We start from the raw sequence: 18,263 nt of genomic DNA, 5'->3' as shown, positions 1-18,263 counted from the left end.
AGGCCTGTTGTCAGTCTTTTGTAAGGAAAATATGGCGCAAATTGACACAGGTGCTACACCATGACACACGATGCATATGTCTGATCTGCGTCAAAAGTATGGTGATGTAATGGTGATATGGTCATTGAACCAGGGTCAACCGTCCATGGCGGCAATCCCTTCCCTACCATGGAGACCCTATGCGCCAGCCCATGACAAGCATCTGCGCCTGCCTGCTGATCGCCGGCATGAGTAGCGCCTGCAAGAACTTCACGCCGGTCGACAAGTTCGCGGGACAGACGGTGGCGATAACGGAAGTATTCAAACCCATGCTGACCCACTCCATGAGCAGTTGCACCAATAATGTAAGGCGCAACAGCATCATCACCGACCGCCCCTACGTTGCGCAGGAAACGGAACAGGACCTGCTCCGGCGCTGCAAGGACTATGCGGCGCAATTGGCGGGCACAGCCGAACTAAACGATGTATTGAAACGCTACGCGGAAGTACTTGCCGCGCTGGCCAACGACAAGCTGGCGAACTACAAGGAGGAGATCGGCGCCCTTGGCGGTTCGCTGGGCGCCTTGCAGCAGTCTGGCGGCACGGCGCCGGTGCTCGACGCCGACCAGCTGGACAAAGTCACGCGCCTGAGCGCACTGATCAGCCAGATTGTCACGCAGCAAAGACAGCAGTCGGGAATCAACGAATTGCTGGCGCGCGAAGACGATATTTATATCATCAGCAATGCGCTGAAAAAATATGCGCAGCAAAACTACCAGGCCAATCTGCACGACGAGAGCCTGACGCTGGCATCCCTGAATCGCTCGCTCGACAACGCTGCCGCCAGGGAACCCGTGACCAGCAACTATCTGAAGGCCAAGCTCTACCTTGACGGGCGGCATCTGCAGGAGCGTGGCAAGGTCATCGACGCCTATCTTGCCGCCATGACGGAATTGCAAAACAGTCTCAGCACCTTGCGTGCCAAGTCCATGCAAGACCCGGCATTGGAGCGTCAACTGGACACTTTTGCCAAGCAAGTCGATACCCTGCAAAAGCAGGCCGCCAATTATTCACCATCCCCTTGGTAGGAGTCGGACATGGGCAACGTTATCGCACTCGATGAAAAACAAACCACGGAAATCGCCGACAAGCTGGCACAGGCCTCGAACCAGGTACTGGAGCTGCGCATCGCGCTGACCGACCGCACGCCGCCGACGCCGTCAGCCGTGCTGCATGATCTCAAGCAATATGAAAGCCACCTGGATCAGATGGTGTCCTTTTTCCGCGCCCACGGCATCTACCTGATCAACCAGAGTGCGCAGCAGGCATTGGCCAATGTGAACACGGCCATCGACCAAGGCAGGAAAACCGTGGCCGACATCGGGCACACGCACGCGGCCATCAAGGCAGCGGCAGGCCTGCTGGACCTGGCCGCCGCCCTGCTGTCGCGCAACCCGCTGGCCATTGCCGAGGCTGCAAATAGCCTGCGAACCTGACCTGGCGGACAATCACGGCTCTTCGGCCCTGTGCCCCATCGCATGCGTCGCCATCTTCAAGTACAGGTTTGCCTGTTCCTCGCTGTGCGCATAGCCCATGCGCCCTTCGGCCAGGGCGACGGATTTCTGCTGCAGCGCTTCCGGGTAATCCAGGTCGCAGGCGGCATCCAGCCAGTGACGTGCCTGTTCCTGATCAGTCTCCTGCAGCATGTTTGCCACGATGAACATGGCGGGCGCCACGCCGCGTTGCGCGGCCAGTTCCAGCCAGCGCAACGCGGCGGCGCTGTCCTGCGGGCCGCCCATGCCGTTCTTGTGCATCAAGCCCAGGTAGTAGGCGGCAGGACCGCCGCCCTGCCCCGCCGCGTGCTCGAACAGGGCGCGCGCCTGCGGCTGGGTCGCCTCGCCCGCGCGCATCAAGACCTTGGCCTGGGCCGTGACATCCGGCCCTGCCGATGCCAGCGGCGACACGGCCAGGGCGATGGCAAACACCCATGCCTTCATTTCGACAGGTCGAGCTGGTACAGCGCAAAGCCCTTGCCGGCACCGTCATCAAGCTTCAACTGCGTGACGTTATCGATGCCGGCCGCTTTCGCCAGCTCGATCACGTTCGGCGCGGAATGAAAGACCACGGGGCCTTTGGTGGCAATCCTGGCGAAGGTCCAGCTGCGCGCCGAGCCGTTTTTTGCGCGCGTCAGGTTTTTCTGCTGCGTGACGTAGGCGATCAGCAGTTCGCGGTTGTTGTCGGGCGAGGCCACCACCGTCTTGCTGCCATCGAGGCCAGGGAAATTGCCGCCGCCGCTGGCGCGGTAGTTATTTGTCGCGATGAGGAATTCCTGGCCCGCGTCCACCGGCTTGCCCTTGAACGTCAAGCCCTGGATGCGACGGCCCGGCGGCTGCGTAACGTCGATCTGGTAGCGCACGTCGGCGCTGGTGAGCGTATCGAAGTTGTAGCTCGGATGGGCCGTGTTGACCAGTTCCTGCGGCTCCGCCTTGTGCGGATCGATGGTATTGAAGCGCCGCGCCGACTGCTCCAGCCAGGCCTTCAATTCGACGCCATTCATCTTCACGCCGTACAGCGCGTTCGGATACAGATACAAATCGGCCGCGTTGTTCAGCGCCACATTGCCCGCCTTGACGTCCGTGTAGTCGGACACGCCGGCCGAGCCGCTCTTGAACGGGGACGACATCGACAGCACGGGCAGACTGGCATATTGCGGCAGGTTCGCCTTCACGTAGGCGGCCAGGTAGCCCGATTGCGCCTGGTTCACCACTTCGATGGCGCTCACATCGCCCACGTCGGCGAAATACGTCGACATGCGGAAATCCGTGGCGCCGACCGGTGTCTGCACGTAAGCGATCGTCGCTGCGTGCTCCTCGGCCACCAGTGCGGCGATGGCTGCGTCGGGCTGGACGTAACTCTTGTCCGCATTCTGGATGCCGCGCGCTTCCACCGTCGTGGCGCTCTTGTCGACCACCCATTGCTTGCCGTCGTGGCGCAGGCGCAAACCGATCACGCCCAGGTGCTTGCCCCACAAATTGGCCATCACCGTGGGCACGCCATTGACCAGCCCTTTGACCTTGTCGACGCCGGGCAAATTAAACTGCGGCACCGTGCTGGCCGCGTTCGGGAACAGCTGGTGCGAGTGGCCGATCAGCATGGCGTCCACGCCCGGCACTTGCGACAGGTAGTAATTACCGTTTTCCATAGTCGGCGAGTACGGGCTGTCATCGAGCCCGCCGTGCGAAATGGCCACCACCAGCTCGGCGCCCCTGGCGCGCATCTCGGGGATGAATTTTTCCGCTGTCTCGCGCACGCCCTGCGTGTAGACGCGGCCTTCCAGCCAGCGCTTGTCCCAGGCCATGATGGTGGGCGGCGCAAAGCTGATGATGCCCACCTTCACGGTGGCTGTAATGGCCTTGCCATCGGGGCCGGTGGCTGTGATCTGCTTGTCGATGATGTGATATGGCGCAAACAGGGGCTGGCCCGTCTTGACGCTGTAGACGTTGGCCAGCACTTGCGGGAATGCGGGACCGGCGCAGCGCGGTTTGCTGGCGTCGACGCTGTCGACGTCGAAGCGGTTGCCCGTCACCTGGCTCAAAAACGCCAGGCCGTAGTTGAATTCGTGGTTGCCGATGCCGCCGCCGTCCACTTTCAGCAAATTCATGGCCTTGTAGATGGCCAGGGTCTGGTCGCAAGCCAGCGGTTTCACGAGGGCCTGGTAGTCGGCCAGGGCCGTGCCCTGGATGGTGTCGCCGTTGTCGAGCAAGAGATTGTTCGGGAACTGCGCGCGCGCCTGGGCGATCAGTGCCGCCGTGCGTTCCAGGCCGATCGACGGTTCCGCCTGCAGCTTGTAGTAATCATAACTGAGCACATTCGCGTGCAAGTCCGTCGTCTCCAGCAGGGCCAGGGTGGCGCTGCTGCCGGCCGGCGCGGCCGATGGCGACCGGACGGGTCCCGTGGCGGCGGGCGGCAAGGCGCCGCAGCCGGCCAGCAGCAGCGGTAACAGGGCGAGACGGGGAAGTTGAAGCATGATGTATTCCTGTGGAAAGACAATATCGCCAGCATCATACGCAGCACGGCAGCCCCTATCAAGGCAAAAATATTGTCGTAAATACAGCAAAATCGTCATTTTATTGCCCCGTGCGGCAGCAATTGCGCCGCGGCGGCAGCGGAAACGCGCCGCGCTCGCGTATAATTCAGGGTTTGATTTCACCATAGAAGACCAGAACATTATGGAAGCCGAACGCATCAATATCATCTCCGCCCTGCTCAACGACCTGACGGTCCGCGAAGCCGAACTTCGGAGGTATCTTTGACTTCACTGTCAAGTCGGAGAAACTAGAGCAAGTCAACGAAGAGCTGGAAGATCCGACCGTCTGGAACGATCCCAAGCGCGCCCAGGACCTCGGTAAAGAGAAGAAGGCGCTGGAAGCCATCGTCTTCACGCTCGCCAAGGCCGATGCCGACCTGCGCGACACCCGCGACCTGTTCGACATGGCCCGCGAAGAAGGCGACGACGAGACGCTCGAAGCGATCGAGCAGGACGTGCAGGAAATCCGCAAGGTCATCGAAAGCATGGAATTCCGCCGGATGTTCAACAATCCGATGGACCCGAACAACTGCTTCATCGACATCCAGGCCGGCGCCGGCGGTACGGAAGCCCAGGACTGGGCCTCGATGCTGCTGCGCCAGTACCTGCGCTATTGCGAACGCAAGGGCTTCAAGGTCGAAATCCTGGAGCAGTCGGACGGCGAGGTCGCCGGCATCAAGACGGCCACTCTGAAGGTCGAGGGCGATCACGCCTACGGCTTCCTGCGCACGGAAACGGGCGTGCACCGCCTGGTGCGCAAGTCGCCATTCGACTCGGCCAACGGCCGCCACACCTCGTTTACGTCGCTGTTCGTGTATCCGGAAGTCGACGATTCGATCGAGATCGACGTCAACCCGGCCGATATCCGCGTCGATACCTACCGCGCGTCGGGCGCCGGCGGTCAGCACATCAACAAGACCGACTCCGCCGTCCGCATGACCCACGCGCCGACCGGCATCGTGGTGCAGTGCCAGAACGACCGTTCGCAGCACCGCAACCGCGCCGAAGCGATGGAAATGCTGAAAGCGAAGCTGTACGAGCATGAACTGCGCAAGCGCATGAGCGAGCAGCAGAAGCTGGAAGACTCGAAGACGGACGTGGGCTGGGGTCACCAGATCCGCTCCTACGTGCTGGACCAGTCCCGCATCAAGGACTTGCGCACCGGTTTCGAGACGGGCAATACCAAGGGCGTGCTCGATGGCGACATCGACGACTTCATCTCCGCCTCGCTCAAGCAAGGCGTATAAGGATGAACGCATCCGCTCCGGCGCAGCGCGCCTTCCTGTTCGACATGGATGGCACGATCGTCGATAACATGGCCTTCCACACGACGTCGTGGCTGGCGTTCTTTGAACGCCACGGCCATGCGCTGGACGCGGATGCCTTCTTCCGCGACACGGCGGGACGGCAGGGACACGAAATCATCGCCAAGTACCTGGGCGCGGATGCCGACCATGTCACCCTGCTGGCGGAAAAGGAAGTCGTCTACCGCGAACTGTATGGCCCGCACCTGGCCACGGTGCTTGGCTTCGACCGCCTGATCGCCAGCGCGCGCCAGGCTGGCGTCGGGCTGGTGGTGGGCACGGCCGCGCCGGACGAGAACATCGCGTTCACGCTCGATGGCCTGGACCTGCGCCACCGCTTCGACGCCATCGTCGGCGCCGCCGACGTGGAACGGGGCAAGCCGCACCCGGACGTTTTCCTGAAAGGCGCGCTGCTGGCCGGCGCGCTGCCGCAAGACTGCATCGTCTTCGAAGACGCGCCCCTGGGCGTGGAAGCGGCGCGCCGCGCCGGCATGCGCGTCGTGGTGCTCACCACCACCCTGCCGGCCGAGGCGTTTGCCGCCTTCGACAACGTCATTGCCATCGTACCGGATTTCTCCGCACTCGACGTCGACGCACTGTTTGCCAGCGTGGCGCCAGCGCTGGCGCCACATCATCAATAATCACCAACGAAGAACACCATGACTACGGATATCCAAGAACAAGCCGCCGCCCCCGATGAAAACAAGATCATCGCCGAGCGCCGCGTCAAGCTGGCAGCACTGCGCGAACAAGGCGTCGCCTTCCCGAACGATTTCCGCCCCGAGCACAAGGCGGCCGACCTGCACGCGCAATACGGCGGCAAGACGCGCGAAGAGCTGGAAGCCGAACCTGTCACCGTGGTGCTGGCCGGCCGCATGATGCTCAAGCGCGAAGCCGGCAAGAAAGCCGCTTTCGCCACCCTGCAAGACGCCTCCGGCCCGAAGGCCGACGGCCGCATCCAGATCTACGCCACCCTGGACCTGACCGGCGAAGCGGCCATGGCCGCCCTGCACCACTATGACCTGGGCGATATCCTGGGCGTGACGGGCACCCTGTTCAAGACCAAGACGGACGAACTGACCATCAAGGTCACGGAACTGCGCCTGATCACCAAGTCGCTGCGCCCGCTGCCGGACAAATTCCACGGCCTGGCCGATCAGGAAACGAAGTACCGCCAGCGCTACGTCGACCTGATCATGAACGAAGAGACGCGCCGCACCTTCAAGGCGCGTACCGCCGCCATCTCGTCGATCCGCCGCTTCATGGAAAAGAACGAGTTCATGGAAGTGGAAACGCCGATGCTGCACACGATCCCGGGCGGCGCCGCGGCAAAACCGTTCATCACGCACCACAATGCGCTCGACATGCAGATGTTCCTGCGCATCGCGCCCGAGCTGTACCTGAAGCGCCTGGTCGTGGGCGGCTTCGACCGCGTGTTCGAGATCAACCGCAACTTCCGCAACGAAGGCGTGTCGATCCGTCACAACCCTGAATTCACGATGATGGAATTCTACGCGGCCTACACCGACTACAAATGGCTGATGGACTTCACGGAAGCCGTCATCCGCCAGGCCGCCATCGATGCGCACGGCACCGCCACCCTGACCTACGGCGGCCGCGAACTGGATCTGGCAAAACCGTTCCACCGCCTGACCATCGTCGAAGCGATCAACAAATATGCTCCAGGCTACACCGCCGAGCAGTTGAACGATGCCGAATTCATCAAGGAAGAGCTGAAAAAATTCGGCGTCAAGCCGTTCGCCACGGCCGGCCTGGGCGCGCTGCAACTGGCGCTGTTCGAAGAAACGGCTGAAGCGCAGCTGTGGGAACCGACCTACATCATCGATTACCCGGTCGAAGTGTCGCCACTGGCGCGCGCTTCCGACACGGTGGCCGGCATCACGGAACGCTTCGAGCTGTTCATGGTGGGCCGCGAAATCGCCAACGGCTTCTCCGAGTTGAACGACGCGGAAGACCAGTCGGCCCGCTTCCTGGCGCAAGTCGCCGCCAAGGACGCCGGCGATGAAGAGGCGATGTTCTACGACGCCGACTACATCCGCGCGCTGGAATACGGCATGCCGCCAGCCGGTGGCTGCGGCATCGGTATCGACCGCCTGATGATGATCATCACGGATTCGCCGAACATCCGCGACGTCCTCCTGTTCCCTCATCTGCGCCGCGAAGAGTAATCACGGACGCAAGCCGATAAAAAGCCGCCTGGTCTTGCGATCAGGCGGCTTTTTTACTTCTACGGCCAGCCGTCAGCCGGCCAGGGTCACGCGCTGGTGGCTGCGGCTGGCCTGCTGCGCCGCCAATGCGGTGGCCAGCGCGCGCATGCCGTCGTCGCCGGTGGCGGCCGGCTGCCCCTCGCCGCGCATGGCGCGCTGGAAGGCGCGCACCGAGCGCACGTACAGGTTTTCATGCTCGACGGGGATGTCGATGCTGCCGCCGTCGCGCGTCAGGGTAATGCTGCCGACGGGGCGCTGCGTCATCACGCCGGTGGCGAAGATGGTGCCCTTGGTGCCGATGATTTCCACGCCGGACAGCGAATGGGGCGCATTGAACGCGTCGTGCACCTGCACCAGGGTGCCGTTGTCGAACTCGATGACGGCCATCAGGCCCTCTTCCAGCCCGGCCACCGTCATGCCGCCGCTGGTGGCGCAGGCGGTGACGTGGCGCGGTTCCGAGTCGAGCAGGAAGCGCAGGGTGTCGACGTCGTGCACGAACATGTCGAGCGTGACACCGCCCGACTCCGGCGCGTCCAGGCGCCAGCCGCGCAGGTGCTGCGGCAGGTTGTTCGCGTGCAGCACGCGGCAATACAGGGGCTGGCCGATCTCGCCGGCGCGTATCAGCTCGCGCACCTTGCCGTGACTGGCGGCGTTGCGCAGGTGGTGGTTAATCCCCAGCACCACGCCCGCTTCGGCGCAGCCGTCGACCATGCGGCGGGCGTCGTCCAGGTTCAGCGCCAGCGGCTTTTCGCACAGCACGTGCTTGCCGGCGCGCGCCGCCTGCAAGGTCTGCGCCATGTGCCATTCATTGGTGGTGCTGATGTACACGGCGTCCGCGCCCGGATGCGCCAGCGCCGCTTCGAGGTCCGTATAGCTGGCGGCGATGCCGAACTGCGCGGCAAAAGCGGCGCCGCGCGCGGCGTCCTTGCTGACCACGGCCAGCACTTCCGCGTCGCCCTGCTGGCGGATCGCGTCGACCATCCATTCGCGCGCCACGGTGCTGGCGCCGACCAGTATCCATCCGATTTTCTTCATTCGATTCTCCCGTTAAAAAGTGTGACGCAGGCCGAGGTTCCAGGCCTGGTTGCCGGTGCCGTTGTCGGTGGCGTTGCCCACCACGTAGGCGGCGCCGTTGCGGTTGTCGATATGCGCGTAAGCCGCGTACAAGGTGCTGCGCTTCGACAGCGCATAGGTGTAGCCGATGCCGACCTGGGAAGCGTCGCCGTTGGCGGCGCGCCGGTCGTCGCGCCGCACGTACGAGAACAGGACGCGGTGCGGGCCAAAAGGCACGGTGGCGCCCAGCATCAGGTCCGCGCTGTCGACCGTGGTGGCGGCGCCCGCAGTGCTCTTGCTGACGGCCACGGCGCCATGCGCCTTGACCACGCCGAAATCCCAGGTGGCGCCCAGCACCGTGTTGCGCGCCCTGCCCGCCACCAGCGCGCTTGACATGGTGTTGGCATCCTGGTGCGCCAGGCGCACATACAGCGGCCCGCTGGCATAGGTGGCCGCCGCGCCCGTGTAGCGCCTGGCCGCCGCGTCGCCGGGCACTTCGCCGAAACCGTACGCCAGTTCGCCGGAAAGCCCGCCGCGCACGGGCGAGCTGTAGGTGATGCTGTTGTCGACGCGGCTGATGTAGCCGGCCGTGAAGACGTTGCTCATCCTGCCCGCAAAACCCAGGTAGAACGGGTCCAGCGCCCCCAGGCTGCTGTCGATGAACGTGTACTGGCGGCCCAACCGCAAGGTGCCCGCCGCGCCGCCCAGGCCGACGAAGGCCTGGCGCCCGAACAGCAGGCCGCCCTGGGCCGAAGCGCCCGTGTCGGCCAGGATGCCCGCATCCATCGTGAACATCGCCGTCATGCCGCCGCCCAGGTCTTCGCTGCCCTTGAAACCGAGCCGCGAACCGTTGGCGATGCCGCTCGTCAGCTTGAGCACCCTGCCGCCGGCGCCGCCGCTCTCGGACACCACGCCCATGTCCATGATGCCGTACACGGCCACGTTCGACTGCGCGCAGCACAAGCCGCTGCCGGCGCCGATGATCATTGCCCCTACTACCTTCTTCTTCATGTCTTGCCCTGTCTATCTTCTTGTGAAAACTGTCCCTGGCTCACCAGGTGGCGCGGACGCTCGCCGCGCAGGCCTGCCAGCAGGTTGTCCACGGCCTGCTGCGCCATGGCGTAGCGCGTTTCGTGCGTGGCCGAACCGATGTGCGGCAGCGCCACCACGTTTGCCATGTGCGGCAGCGGATTGTCCGGCGCCAGCGGTTCGCGCTCGAACACGTCGAGACCGGCGCCGTGGATGGTGCCCTGCTGCAGCGCCTCGATCAGCGCCGCCTCGTCGACGATGCGCCCGCGCGAACCATTGATGAAGATGGCGCCGGGGCGCATCAGCGCGAACTCGCGCCGGCCCATCATGCGTTCCGTCTGCGCCGTCAGCGGCAGCACCACGCAGACGAAATCGGACCCTGCCAGCAAGTCGTCGAGCGCCACCTGGCGCGCGCCCAGCGCCGCCTCCACCTCGGGCACGGCTTCGCCGTTCACGTACAGCACCTGCATGCCGAAGCCCAGCGCGGCGCGGCGGGCGACGGCGCGGCCGATGCGGCCCATGCCCAGCATGCCGATGGTCTTGCCGTGCACGTTGACGCCGTACTGGCTTTCGCCCACGCTGCGCGTCCAGCGTCCCGCCTTGACGAATTCGGCCAGTTCGACGACGCGCCGCGCGCTGGCGAGGATCAGCGCAAAGATCGTGTCGGCCGTCGTTTCCGTCAGCACGTCCGGCGTATTGGCCAGCAAGATGCCCCGTTCGCGCAGGTAATCGACGTCGAACTGGTCGACGCCCACCGAAATGGTGGAAATGATGCGCAGCTCTTCCGCCGGGTCCAGCAATTCGCGCTCCAGGCGCACGCTGGCGCCCAGCAAGCCGTGCGCGCCGCGGATGGCGGCGGCGAAGGCGGCGCGGTTGCCCGCATCGATCGCCTCGAAATACGTCACCTCGCATTCGGCGCGCAGGCGCGCCAGCAGCGGCTCGGCCAGTTTTTTGTACACAACCACATGTTTTTTCACGAGTATTTCCCCTGTATGGTTCAAGATGGGACCAGCGCGTCGAGCTGGGCGCGGGTCGGCAAGCCTTCCATGTCGCCGGCCACCTGGATGGCGAAGGCGCCGACCCGGTTGCCGCGCCCCACCGCCTGCGCCAGCGGCAAGCCTTCCAGCAAGGCGCTGACCAGGCCGGCCGCGAAGCCGTCGCCGGCGCCCACCGTGTCGACCACGTTGGCCACGCGCTCGCCCGGCACCATGCCGCTGTCGCCCTCGGCCGTGCGGAAATAGGCGCCGTCGGCGCCCAGCTTGACGACCACCAGCCGCGCGCCCCGCTGCAGGTAAAAGCCGGCGACGTCGTGCGGCAGGTCGTGGCCGGTGAGGATTTTTCCCTCCCCCAAGCCGGGCAGCACCCAGTCCGCCTTGGCGGCCAGGCGGTTGATCTGTTCGACCATGACGGCTTGCGACGGCCACAGCGAGGGCCGCAGGTTCGGGTCGAACGACACGCTCCGGCCATGAGCGCGCATGAAGTCGAGCGCCTGGCCGGCGAACGCCAGGCTGGTCTCGGACAGCGCCGCGGCCACGCCCGTGGCGTGCAGGTGGCGCGCGGACAGGAAATAGGCGGGATCGAAGTGCTCGGGCGCCAGCCGGCTGGCGGCGGAACCCTTGCGGAAGTATTCGACCAGCGGATCGGCGCCATTCTCGGCCTTTTCCTTGAGCAGGAAGGCGCTGGACTGGCCGGCGACGGTGACGACCCGGCTGCAATCGACGCCTTCGGCCTGCACGCTGGCGCGGATGAAGCGGCCGAAGGAATCGTCGCCCACCCGGCTCAGCCAGCCGACCTTCAACCCCAGGCGCGCCAGGCCGATGGCGACATTCGTCTCGGCGCCGGCCAGGCGGCGCGTGAAGTGCGCCACGGCCGCCAGGTCGCCCGTTTGCTCGGCAACGAACATCGCCATCGCCTCGCCATACGTGACAACGTCGAGCGCGTGCGCCCCTTGATTCGATTCCTGCGCCATCATGCGGCCTCCAGCATCTGAATGTAGCGGCCCGTTTCGGCCACCAGGTCGGCGCCCTCGAGCGGGAATTCGATGGCCCGCTGCACGCCCGGCGCAAAATGCGCGAAGACGGCGCGCCAGGCCGGATCGGCGTCGGAAACGGCGCAGGCGGACAGCCTTCCGCCGTCGTCAAGGACAGCCTTGCAATGCACATAGCGCACGTACGGCGCCAGCAGGCGCGCCGCCTGCTGCGCATCCTCGCCCACCCAGCGCCAGTTGCCGATGTCGAAGGTCAGCCCCACCGGCAGCCCCGCTTCGTCCGCCGCCGCCAGGAAGCGCGCCATCGTCGCCAGCTTGCCGCCGTGGGCCGTCTGGTCGTTTTCCACCAGCAGCGCCACGGGCGCGGCCGCCAGTTGGGCGTGCAAGGCCGCCAGCTCCGGCGCGGCCGTGTAATGGCCGAGCGACACCTTCAGGTAGCGCGCGCCCAGACGCGCCGCCTCGTCCAGCATCTGCTGCAGCAGCTCGTGCTGCGGCAATCCGTCCGCGCCCCACAATTCGATGGGCGTGGAATACACGCAGTACAGGCCGCGCGCGGCCACGGCCGCGCCCATGCGCGCCAGGTCTGGCAAGTCGGAAGTAAACAGTTCGCGGCGGATCTCGATGCCGGCGCCGCCCGCATCGGCCACCACGTCGATGAACTGGCTTTGCCCCAGCTGCCTTACCCTGCTTGCGCCGTAGGCCGACGCGGCCACCAGGACGGGGCTCACTTGATCGCTCCCGCGCCGACGAACTGGCGCGCTTCGGGCGTTTGCGGGTTGCTGAAAAAGGCTTCCGACGGCCCGCTCTCCCACACCAATCCCTGGTGCATGAAGACGGTCACGTCGGCCATGCGCCGCGCGAACTCCATCTCGTGCGTCACCAGCAGCATCGTCATGCCCGCCTGCGCCAGCTCTTCCATCACCTTCAGCACTTCCTGTGTCAGTTCCGGATCGAGCGCCGACGTCACTTCGTCGAACAGCATCACCTGCGGCTCCATCGCCAGCGAGCGGGCGATCGCCACGCGCTGCTGCTGGCCGCCCGACAGCTGCTCGGGATAGGCCTCGCGCTTGTGGTCCAGGCCCACCTGCTTGAGCACGCGCAGCGCCGTGGCGCGGCCCTGGGCGTCGGGAACCTTCTTGACGATGCGCGGCGCCAGCATGACGTTTTCTTCCACGGTCAGGTGGGGGAACAGGTTGTAGCTCTGGAAGACCATGCCGACATCCTTGCGCAAGTCGAGCAGATGCTCCTGGCGCGCCGTCAGCGTGTGGCCGGCCACGACGATGCTGCCGCTGTCGATGGTTTCCAGGCCATTGATACAGCGCAACATGGTGCTCTTGCCGGAGCCGCTGCGGCCGATCACGGCGATCACCTGGCCCCGCTCGACGGCGAACGACACGCCCTTGAGCACGTGGTTGGCGCCGAAGCTCTTGCTGATATGGTCGATTTCAACGATGGGCATGGAATTTCCTTTCCAGTGAATGGCTGTAGCGCGACAGCGGATAGCACAGCGCGAAGTAGATCAGGGCGACGATGGGGAAGACGATGAAAGGCAGGAAAGTCGCATTGCTGACCAGTTGCCCTGCCCGCGTCAGTTCCACCACGCCGATGATCGAGGTGATCGAGGTGTTCTTGATGATCTGCACCATGAAGCCCACCGTCGGCGGCAGCGAATGGCGCAGCGCCTGCGGCAGGATGACGTAGCGCAGCTGCTGGTAGCGGTTCAGCGCCAGCGCGGCGGACGCCTCCCACTGCTGCCGCTGCACGCCTTCGATGCAGCCGCGCCAGATCTCGCCCAGGTAGGCGCTGGCAAAGATCGTCATCGCCGCGCCGGCCGCGATGACCGGCGACAGCTTGTAGCCGAACAGAGCCAGCCCGTAATAGGTCAAAAACAGCACGATCAGCACGGGCGTGCCCTGGACCAGCTGGATGTACAGGGCGCTGATGCAGCGCAGGAATCGGCTGCGCGCCGTGCGCAGCAGCGCCACCGCGAAGCCGGCGATGCCGCCCGTGATAAAGACGATCAGCGACAGGCCGATGGTCCAGCGCGTGGCCTCGAGCAGGAATTGCAGGTTATCCCAGGAAAAGTCACTGATCATGTCATGCTCCCATGCGCACCGCGCCCAGACGGCGGCGGCGTTTGAAGACGATCTGGCCCAGCACCCAGAAGCCGAAGCGGAACAGCAGGGCCAGCAGGATGTACAGCACCATCACGACGATGTAGATCTCGAAGCTGCGGAAGGTTTCCGCGTCGAGCAGGTGGGCGGCGGCGGTCAGCTCTTCGGCGGAAATGGCCGACACGACGCTCGATGCGAGCATCATCAGCGTGAACTGGCTGGCCAGCGCCGGATACACCTTTTCCAGCGCCGGCAGCAGCACCACGTGGCGCATCACTTGCCAGCGCGTCATGCCCAGCGCCTGCGCCGCCTCCAGCTGCGACGGATGCACGGCGCCGATGCCGGCGCGCACGATTTCCGCCGCGTAGGCGCCCAGGTTGACCGTCATGGCGACCAGCGCGGCGCCGTTCGCGTCGAGCTGCAGGCCCAGCGACGGCAAGCCAAAGTAGATGATGAACAGCTGCACCAGGAACGGCGTGCTGCGGATCACCTCGACATACGCGCGCACCGCCGTGCGGGCATAGGCGGGACCGTTCTTCAGGATGACGGCGGCGCACACGCCCACCGCCAGCCCCAGCACCATGGACAGGGCGCTCAGGCGTATCGTCAGCGCCGCGCCCCACAGCAGGCGGTCCAGCGATTGCATGACGAGTTCGAAATGAAATTCATACGGCATACTCAACTCCTTGTCTACGTGCGCATCCCCGGCCGCGCCACCATGGCGGCGCGCCGTGCGGACGAACACTCTCCCTGTGCGGGTCGCGGTATCAGAAGGTCGGCAGCGCCGGCAGCGGCGCGCCGCTCCACTTGCGCGCGATGGCGTCGAGTTCGCCGTTCAGCTTGACGTAGTAGATGAAGTTGTTGAGCCACTGGTGCAGCTCGAAGTCGCCGCGGCGCACGGCCATCGAGTTCGGCTGCAGCGAGTAGGCGAAGCGGACTTCGATCTTGCCCGCGCCGCGCGTCTTGATGATGTCGAGCGCCATCGTGCTGGGGATCGAAACGGCGTCAACCTGCTTGCTGAGCAAGGCCTGGGTGACGGTGGCGTCATCCTCGAAACGCACGATGCTGGTGCCGGCCGGGGCCATGCGGCTCAGCGCCGTGTCATTCGTGGTGCCGCGCGTCACGCCCACCTTCTTGCCCTTCAAGTCGGCGAGGGCCTTGAGCTTGCCGCCGACCGGCGCGACGATGGCCAGTTCGAACGCGCTGTAGGGCATGGTGAACATCAGGGTCTTGGCCCGTTCCGGCGTGGGTGCCAAAGTTGCCACGAGGAAGTCGACCTTGCCCGATTCCAGCGACGGCACGCGCGACGGCGCTGTCAACGGCACCACCTCCACGGGCAGGTTCAGGTATTTGCCGATCAGGTTGGCGACGTCGACGTCATAGCCGACGGGCGCGCCCTTGGCGTCGATGCTGCCAAACGGCGGCGTGCCGCTGACCACGCCAATGGTCAGCTTGCCTTTCTTGATCAGGTCGCCAAGCGTCTGCGCGCCGGCGTCGGCCGCCGCACCGAGGGCGCACGTGGCTGCCAGTGCGCAAGCCAGTATTTTCGAATAGAACAGTGTGGTCATCTTCATGTTTCCGTCTCCTGTGATCCCGGTACCGGCCTCGTCGAGGCGCTTCCGGGAATATTGTCAAATGGACGATTCAGATCGTCTCTTGCCGTGTCGTACCAACCTCCTGCCATTGCCCTGCCTGACTATCCACGCCCCTTTCCAGTGTGAATACAATTCATGAAACCGGTTCCATCACCTTCCCAAAAAAAAGGGCGTACGCCCTCTTCCGTCAATCGCCGTCCTTGCGCACTTCCCCGCTCCGGGTGGAATTGCGCACAATCAACTTGCCTGGCAACAGCACCTCGCGCGGCGGGCACTGATCGCCCTGCAGGCGCGACAGCATGCACGTCATCGCCGAAAAGCCGATCTCGTACGTCTGCTGCTCGATCGTGCTCAGGCCCGCCAGCGGCGACCACGGCAATTCGTCAAAGCCCAGCAAGCCCACGTCCTGCGGCATGCGCAAGGCCAGGCGCTGCAGCATCAGCGCCAGTTCCAGCGCCACCATGCCGTTCGACGCCAGCAGCGCCACGCGGCGGCCGCGCCACTGCGCCAGGCATAGACGCACCTGCGCGTCGATGGAGGGCCGGTCATCTAGGTCCACCGCCAGCACTTCGCCCACGCAACCGGGATGCTCGGCCATCACGGCCTGGAAACCCTCGGCGCGCATCAGGCGCGAACTGACCCCCGTCAAGGGCGGCGCGACGAAGGCGATGGCGTCGAAACCCTGTTCGATCAGATGCGCGGTGGCCAGCCGGCCAGCCTGTACATTGTCCAGGCCCACCAGGTCGAAATCGACGCCCTCGATGCGGCGGTCGACCAGCACGATGGGCATGCCCGCCTGCTGCAAGTCGGACGACTGGATGTTGCGCCCCTGCGTGTTGACGATCAGCCCTTCCACGCTGTACGAGCGCAGCGCGGCAAGCGACTGGCGTTCGCGCTGTTCGTCATTGCCGGTATTACACAAGATCAAGGTATAGCCATGTTGCTGGCAAGCCGCTTCCACGCCTTGCAGCACAGCCACCGTGTAGGGGTTCAGCATGTCCGCCACGACCATGCCGATCAGGCGCGTGCGGCCACGCTTGAGGCCGCGCGCCATCTGGTTCGGCTGGTAGCCGAGGCGCGCGATGGTGCTGGTGATCTGCTGGCGGATGTTTTCGGATAGGGCGTCCAGTTCGCCGCCGAGAAAGCGCGACACGCTCGTCTTCGACACGCCCGCCTCGCGCGCCACCTGGGCAATGGTCACGGGTCGTGCCGGCTCGCCGGAGACTGTCTTTTTATTGCCGCGTACTGAATCCAAGGTTGCTCTCCACTACCTGTTGATATGCATATTTTTATTTTGGAACCGGTTCCAAAGATAGCACCCACGAATCGATGACGCAAGCGATTTGATTGCCTGTGGCGGCGAAGGAACACGATGGGGGCATGGCTGGGAACGCGGATGAAAAGGCGCCGCCCTCCCCCCGCAAACGCAGGGGGCGGGCGGCGCTGCTTGAAAAACGACTTACTGGATCACGGTATAGCAAGGCACGTACGCCGTGCCCGCCAATTTCATGCGGTGCTGCGCCACGAAGGAAGCGAGCAGCGCGTCCATCGGGCCAGCGATGGATTTGTCGCCGTGGATCTCGAAGTTGCCGTGCTTTTCGATCGAGCGGATGCCGTCATCCTTGACGTTGCCCGCCACCACGCCCGAAAACGCGCGGCGCAGCTGGGCCGCCAGCAAGTGCGTCGGCTGGTTCTTGTGCAGGCTCAGGTTGCGCATGTTTTCATGCGTGGGCTGGAACGGCTTCTGGAACTCGTGATCGATCTTCAGCAGCCAATTGAAGTAATACGCGTCGCTGTGCGCCTTGCGGAATTCGCGCACCTGGCGTATGCCTTCGAGCATTTCGCGCGCCACCAGTTCCGGGTCGTCGATGATGATTTTATAGCGCTGCTGCGCTTCCGGGCCCAGGGTATCGCTGATGAACTGGTTGATCTGCACGAAGTACTCGCGCGACGTTTCCGGACCCGTGAAGATCAGCGGGAATGGAATCTCGGCATTGTCTGGGTGCAACAAAATACCGAGGATGTACAGAATCTCTTCGGCCGTGCCGGCGCCGCCGGGGAAGACGACGATACCGTGGCCCGCGCGCACGAACGCTTCCAGGCGTTTTTCGATGTCCGGCATGATGACGAGGTCGTTGACGATGGGGTTCGGCGACTCGGCCGCGATGATGCCCGGCTCGGTGATGCCGAGATACCGTCCATTGTGCAGGCGCTGCTTGGCGTGGCCGATGGTGGCGCCCTTCATGGGGCCCTTCATGGCGCCAGGGCCGCAACCGGTGCAGATGTCGAGGCCACGCAAGCCCAGCTGGTAGCCCACTTCCTTCGAATAATTGTATTCGGCGCGGTTGATCGAGTGGCCGCCCCAGCACACGACCAGGTTCGGGTTGAGCTGGGTTTGCAGCACGTTGGCGTTGCGCAGGATGTGGAAGACGGCGTCCGTCACGCCTTCCGTGCTCTGCAAGTCGAATTTCGGGTTGCCCGTGACTTCATCGCTGACGAAGATGATGTCGCGCAGCACGGCAAACAGGTGCTCGTGGATGCCCTTGATCATCTTGCCGTCGACAAAGGCGATGGCTGGCGCGCCCTTGATGTCGAGCTTGATGCCGCGCTCGCGCTGGATGATGGAGATTTCAAACGACTGGTAGCGCTCCAGCAGGGCGCGGCCATCGTCGATGGTGCTGCCGCAATTCAGGACCGCCAGCGCGCAGCGGCGGAAAGTGTTGTACAGGCCGCCCTGGCTGGTGTCGAGCAGTTTGTTGACTTCAGTCTTGGAGAGCACGTCCAGGCGGCCTTCCGGTGAAACCAGAGTATCGATAACGTCGTGTTCCATAATGCGAAAAATCCCTTTAAAAATCGATGCTCGAAGGTCTTGCAGCCTCAATATACG

General features: G+C 64.4%; 19 protein-coding genes. 6 read left to right on the top strand and 13 right to left on the bottom strand.

Features of this window, described 5'->3' with window-relative positions; genetic code table 11:
- The first annotated feature begins 191 nt into the window (after nucleotides 1-191).
- Entirely contained in the window at nucleotides 192-1,067 is an 876-nt protein-coding gene (locus tag O3298_RS09870; RefSeq protein ID WP_305059163.1) for a hypothetical protein, read from the top strand.
- A 9-nt stretch (nucleotides 1,068-1,076) separates the two neighbouring features.
- Nucleotides 1,077-1,475 carry a hypothetical protein gene (locus O3298_RS09865; protein ID WP_251348366.1) on the top strand — a complete coding sequence of 133 codons (399 nt, stop codon included), beginning with the start codon at nucleotides 1,077-1,079 and terminating at the stop codon, nucleotides 1,473-1,475.
- Nucleotides 1,476-1,487: 12 nt separating this feature from the next.
- Here O3298_RS09865 and O3298_RS09860 read toward each other — a convergent pair whose 3' ends face one another.
- Together O3298_RS09860 and O3298_RS09855 are read right to left on the bottom strand one after the other, a co-directional pair.
- Nucleotides 1,488-1,976: a tetratricopeptide repeat protein gene (locus O3298_RS09860; RefSeq protein ID WP_305059162.1), complete on the bottom strand. Its 489-nt coding sequence runs from the start codon at nucleotides 1,974-1,976 to the stop codon at nucleotides 1,488-1,490.
- Nucleotides 1,973-4,006, bottom strand: a complete 2,034-nt coding sequence (locus tag O3298_RS09855; RefSeq protein ID WP_305059161.1) for a bifunctional 2',3'-cyclic-nucleotide 2'-phosphodiesterase/3'-nucleotidase — start codon at nucleotides 4,004-4,006, stop codon at nucleotides 1,973-1,975. Before O3298_RS09855 ends, O3298_RS09860 begins: the two co-directional genes overlap by 4 nt.
- Between O3298_RS09855 and O3298_RS09850 the strand changes: the two genes are divergently transcribed.
- From O3298_RS09850 to lysS, 4 genes are all read left to right on the top strand, one after another.
- Entirely contained in the window at nucleotides 4,005-4,292 is a 288-nt protein-coding gene (locus tag O3298_RS09850; RefSeq protein WP_171984906.1) for a hypothetical protein, read from the top strand. The genes O3298_RS09855 and O3298_RS09850 overlap by 2 nt on opposite strands.
- Nucleotides 4,209-5,313 (top strand): peptide chain release factor 2 gene (gene prfB, locus O3298_RS09845; protein ID WP_139143151.1). Its coding sequence is split into 2 segments (ribosomal slippage): nucleotides 4,209-4,289 and nucleotides 4,291-5,313, totalling 1,104 coding nucleotides; the frame shifts between segments, so codons are not numbered across the junction. Before O3298_RS09850 ends, prfB begins: the two co-directional genes overlap by 84 nt.
- Nucleotides 5,314-5,315: 2 nt before the next feature.
- Nucleotides 5,316-6,011 carry an HAD family phosphatase gene (locus tag O3298_RS09840; RefSeq protein ID WP_305059160.1) on the top strand — a complete coding sequence of 232 codons (696 nt, stop codon included), beginning with the start codon at nucleotides 5,316-5,318 and terminating at the stop codon, nucleotides 6,009-6,011.
- A gap of 18 nt (nucleotides 6,012-6,029) precedes the next feature.
- Nucleotides 6,030-7,559: a lysine--tRNA ligase gene (gene lysS / locus O3298_RS09835; protein ID WP_099667574.1), complete on the top strand. Its 1,530-nt coding sequence runs from the start codon at nucleotides 6,030-6,032 to the stop codon at nucleotides 7,557-7,559.
- A 72-nt stretch (nucleotides 7,560-7,631) separates the two neighbouring features.
- Here lysS and O3298_RS09830 read toward each other — a convergent pair whose 3' ends face one another.
- The 11 genes from O3298_RS09830 to ppnN form a co-directional block, all read right to left on the bottom strand.
- The gene (locus tag O3298_RS09830) at nucleotides 7,632-8,633 is read right to left on the bottom strand and encodes a Gfo/Idh/MocA family protein (protein WP_305059159.1); all 1,002 of its coding nucleotides are present in this window, start codon (nucleotides 8,631-8,633) and stop codon (nucleotides 7,632-7,634) included.
- Between the two features lie 12 nt (nucleotides 8,634-8,645).
- Complete coding sequence (locus tag O3298_RS09825; RefSeq protein WP_305059158.1) at nucleotides 8,646-9,662, bottom strand: porin; 1,017 nt, start codon at nucleotides 9,660-9,662, stop codon at nucleotides 8,646-8,648.
- A complete protein-coding gene (locus tag O3298_RS09820) occupies nucleotides 9,659-10,657 on the bottom strand; it encodes a D-glycerate dehydrogenase (RefSeq protein WP_305059157.1) in 999 nt (332 codons plus the stop codon). Before O3298_RS09820 ends, O3298_RS09825 begins: the two co-directional genes overlap by 4 nt.
- 20 nt (nucleotides 10,658-10,677) lie before the next feature.
- Entirely contained in the window at nucleotides 10,678-11,652 is a 975-nt protein-coding gene (locus O3298_RS09815; protein ID WP_305059156.1) for a sugar kinase, read from the bottom strand.
- Nucleotides 11,649-12,395 carry a sugar phosphate isomerase/epimerase gene (locus O3298_RS09810; RefSeq protein ID WP_305059155.1) on the bottom strand — a complete coding sequence of 249 codons (747 nt, stop codon included), beginning with the start codon at nucleotides 12,393-12,395 and terminating at the stop codon, nucleotides 11,649-11,651. The genes O3298_RS09815 and O3298_RS09810 overlap by 4 nt, the downstream gene beginning before the upstream one ends.
- Nucleotides 12,392-13,126, bottom strand: coding sequence for an amino acid ABC transporter ATP-binding protein (locus O3298_RS09805; RefSeq protein WP_099667569.1), 735 nt, complete (start codon nucleotides 13,124-13,126; stop codon nucleotides 12,392-12,394). The genes O3298_RS09810 and O3298_RS09805 overlap by 4 nt, the downstream gene beginning before the upstream one ends.
- Nucleotides 13,113-13,763, bottom strand: a complete 651-nt coding sequence (locus O3298_RS09800) for an amino acid ABC transporter permease (RefSeq protein ID WP_099667568.1) — start codon at nucleotides 13,761-13,763, stop codon at nucleotides 13,113-13,115. Before O3298_RS09800 ends, O3298_RS09805 begins: the two co-directional genes overlap by 14 nt.
- A gap of 1 nt (nucleotide 13,764) precedes the next feature.
- Nucleotides 13,765-14,457 (bottom strand): amino acid ABC transporter permease, encoded by a 693-nt coding sequence (locus O3298_RS09795; protein WP_305059154.1) that lies wholly within the window; start codon nucleotides 14,455-14,457, stop codon nucleotides 13,765-13,767.
- 91 nt (nucleotides 14,458-14,548) lie between these two features.
- The gene (locus O3298_RS09790) at nucleotides 14,549-15,355 is read right to left on the bottom strand and encodes a transporter substrate-binding domain-containing protein (RefSeq protein ID WP_289897570.1); all 807 of its coding nucleotides are present in this window, start codon (nucleotides 15,353-15,355) and stop codon (nucleotides 14,549-14,551) included.
- 208 nt (nucleotides 15,356-15,563) lie between these two features.
- A complete protein-coding gene (locus O3298_RS09785; RefSeq protein WP_305059153.1) occupies nucleotides 15,564-16,631 on the bottom strand; it encodes a LacI family DNA-binding transcriptional regulator in 1,068 nt (355 codons plus the stop codon).
- Nucleotides 16,632-16,835: 204 nt separating this feature from the next.
- Nucleotides 16,836-18,206, bottom strand: a complete 1,371-nt coding sequence (gene ppnN, locus O3298_RS09780) for a nucleotide 5'-monophosphate nucleosidase PpnN (protein WP_305059152.1) — start codon at nucleotides 18,204-18,206, stop codon at nucleotides 16,836-16,838.
- Between the last annotated feature and the right edge of the window lie 57 nt (nucleotides 18,207-18,263).

It is taken from the genome of Janthinobacterium sp. SUN137 (genome assembly GCF_030587265.1).
Classification (GTDB): Bacteria; Pseudomonadota; Gammaproteobacteria; order Burkholderiales; family Burkholderiaceae_D; genus Janthinobacterium; species Janthinobacterium kumbetense.
Note: the sequence above shows the minus strand (reverse complement) of the source record. Positions and strands in the feature narration are given on the sequence as shown.

Excerpts from the sequence above, each read along its gene's own strand:
- O3298_RS09870 (WP_305059163.1), top strand. The coding sequence starts at position 192 with ATGACAAGCATCTGCGCCTGCCTGCTGATCGCCGGCATGAGTAGCGCC.
- O3298_RS09865 (WP_251348366.1), top strand. The coding sequence starts at position 1,077 with ATGGGCAACGTTATCGCACTCGATGAAAAACAAACCACGGAAATCGCC.
- O3298_RS09860 (WP_305059162.1), bottom strand. The coding sequence starts at position 1,976 with ATGAAGGCATGGGTGTTTGCCATCGCCCTGGCCGTGTCGCCGCTGGCA.
- O3298_RS09850 (WP_171984906.1), top strand. The coding sequence starts at position 4,005 with ATGATGTATTCCTGTGGAAAGACAATATCGCCAGCATCATACGCAGCA.
- O3298_RS09855 (WP_305059161.1), bottom strand. The coding sequence starts at position 4,006 with ATGCTTCAACTTCCCCGTCTCGCCCTGTTACCGCTGCTGCTGGCCGGC.
- O3298_RS09840 (WP_305059160.1), top strand. The coding sequence starts at position 5,316 with ATGAACGCATCCGCTCCGGCGCAGCGCGCCTTCCTGTTCGACATGGAT.
- lysS (WP_099667574.1), top strand. The coding sequence starts at position 6,030 with ATGACTACGGATATCCAAGAACAAGCCGCCGCCCCCGATGAAAACAAG.
- O3298_RS09830 (WP_305059159.1), bottom strand. The coding sequence starts at position 8,633 with ATGAAGAAAATCGGATGGATACTGGTCGGCGCCAGCACCGTGGCGCGC.
- O3298_RS09825 (WP_305059158.1), bottom strand. The coding sequence starts at position 9,662 with ATGAAGAAGAAGGTAGTAGGGGCAATGATCATCGGCGCCGGCAGCGGC.
- O3298_RS09815 (WP_305059156.1), bottom strand. The coding sequence starts at position 11,652 with ATGATGGCGCAGGAATCGAATCAAGGGGCGCACGCGCTCGACGTTGTC.
- O3298_RS09805 (WP_099667569.1), bottom strand. The coding sequence starts at position 13,126 with ATGCCCATCGTTGAAATCGACCATATCAGCAAGAGCTTCGGCGCCAAC.
- O3298_RS09800 (WP_099667568.1), bottom strand. The coding sequence starts at position 13,763 with ATGATCAGTGACTTTTCCTGGGATAACCTGCAATTCCTGCTCGAGGCC.
- O3298_RS09795 (WP_305059154.1), bottom strand. The coding sequence starts at position 14,457 with ATGCCGTATGAATTTCATTTCGAACTCGTCATGCAATCGCTGGACCGC.
- O3298_RS09790 (WP_289897570.1), bottom strand. The coding sequence starts at position 15,355 with ATGAAGATGACCACACTGTTCTATTCGAAAATACTGGCTTGCGCACTG.
- ppnN (WP_305059152.1), bottom strand. The coding sequence starts at position 18,206 with ATGGAACACGACGTTATCGATACTCTGGTTTCACCGGAAGGCCGCCTG.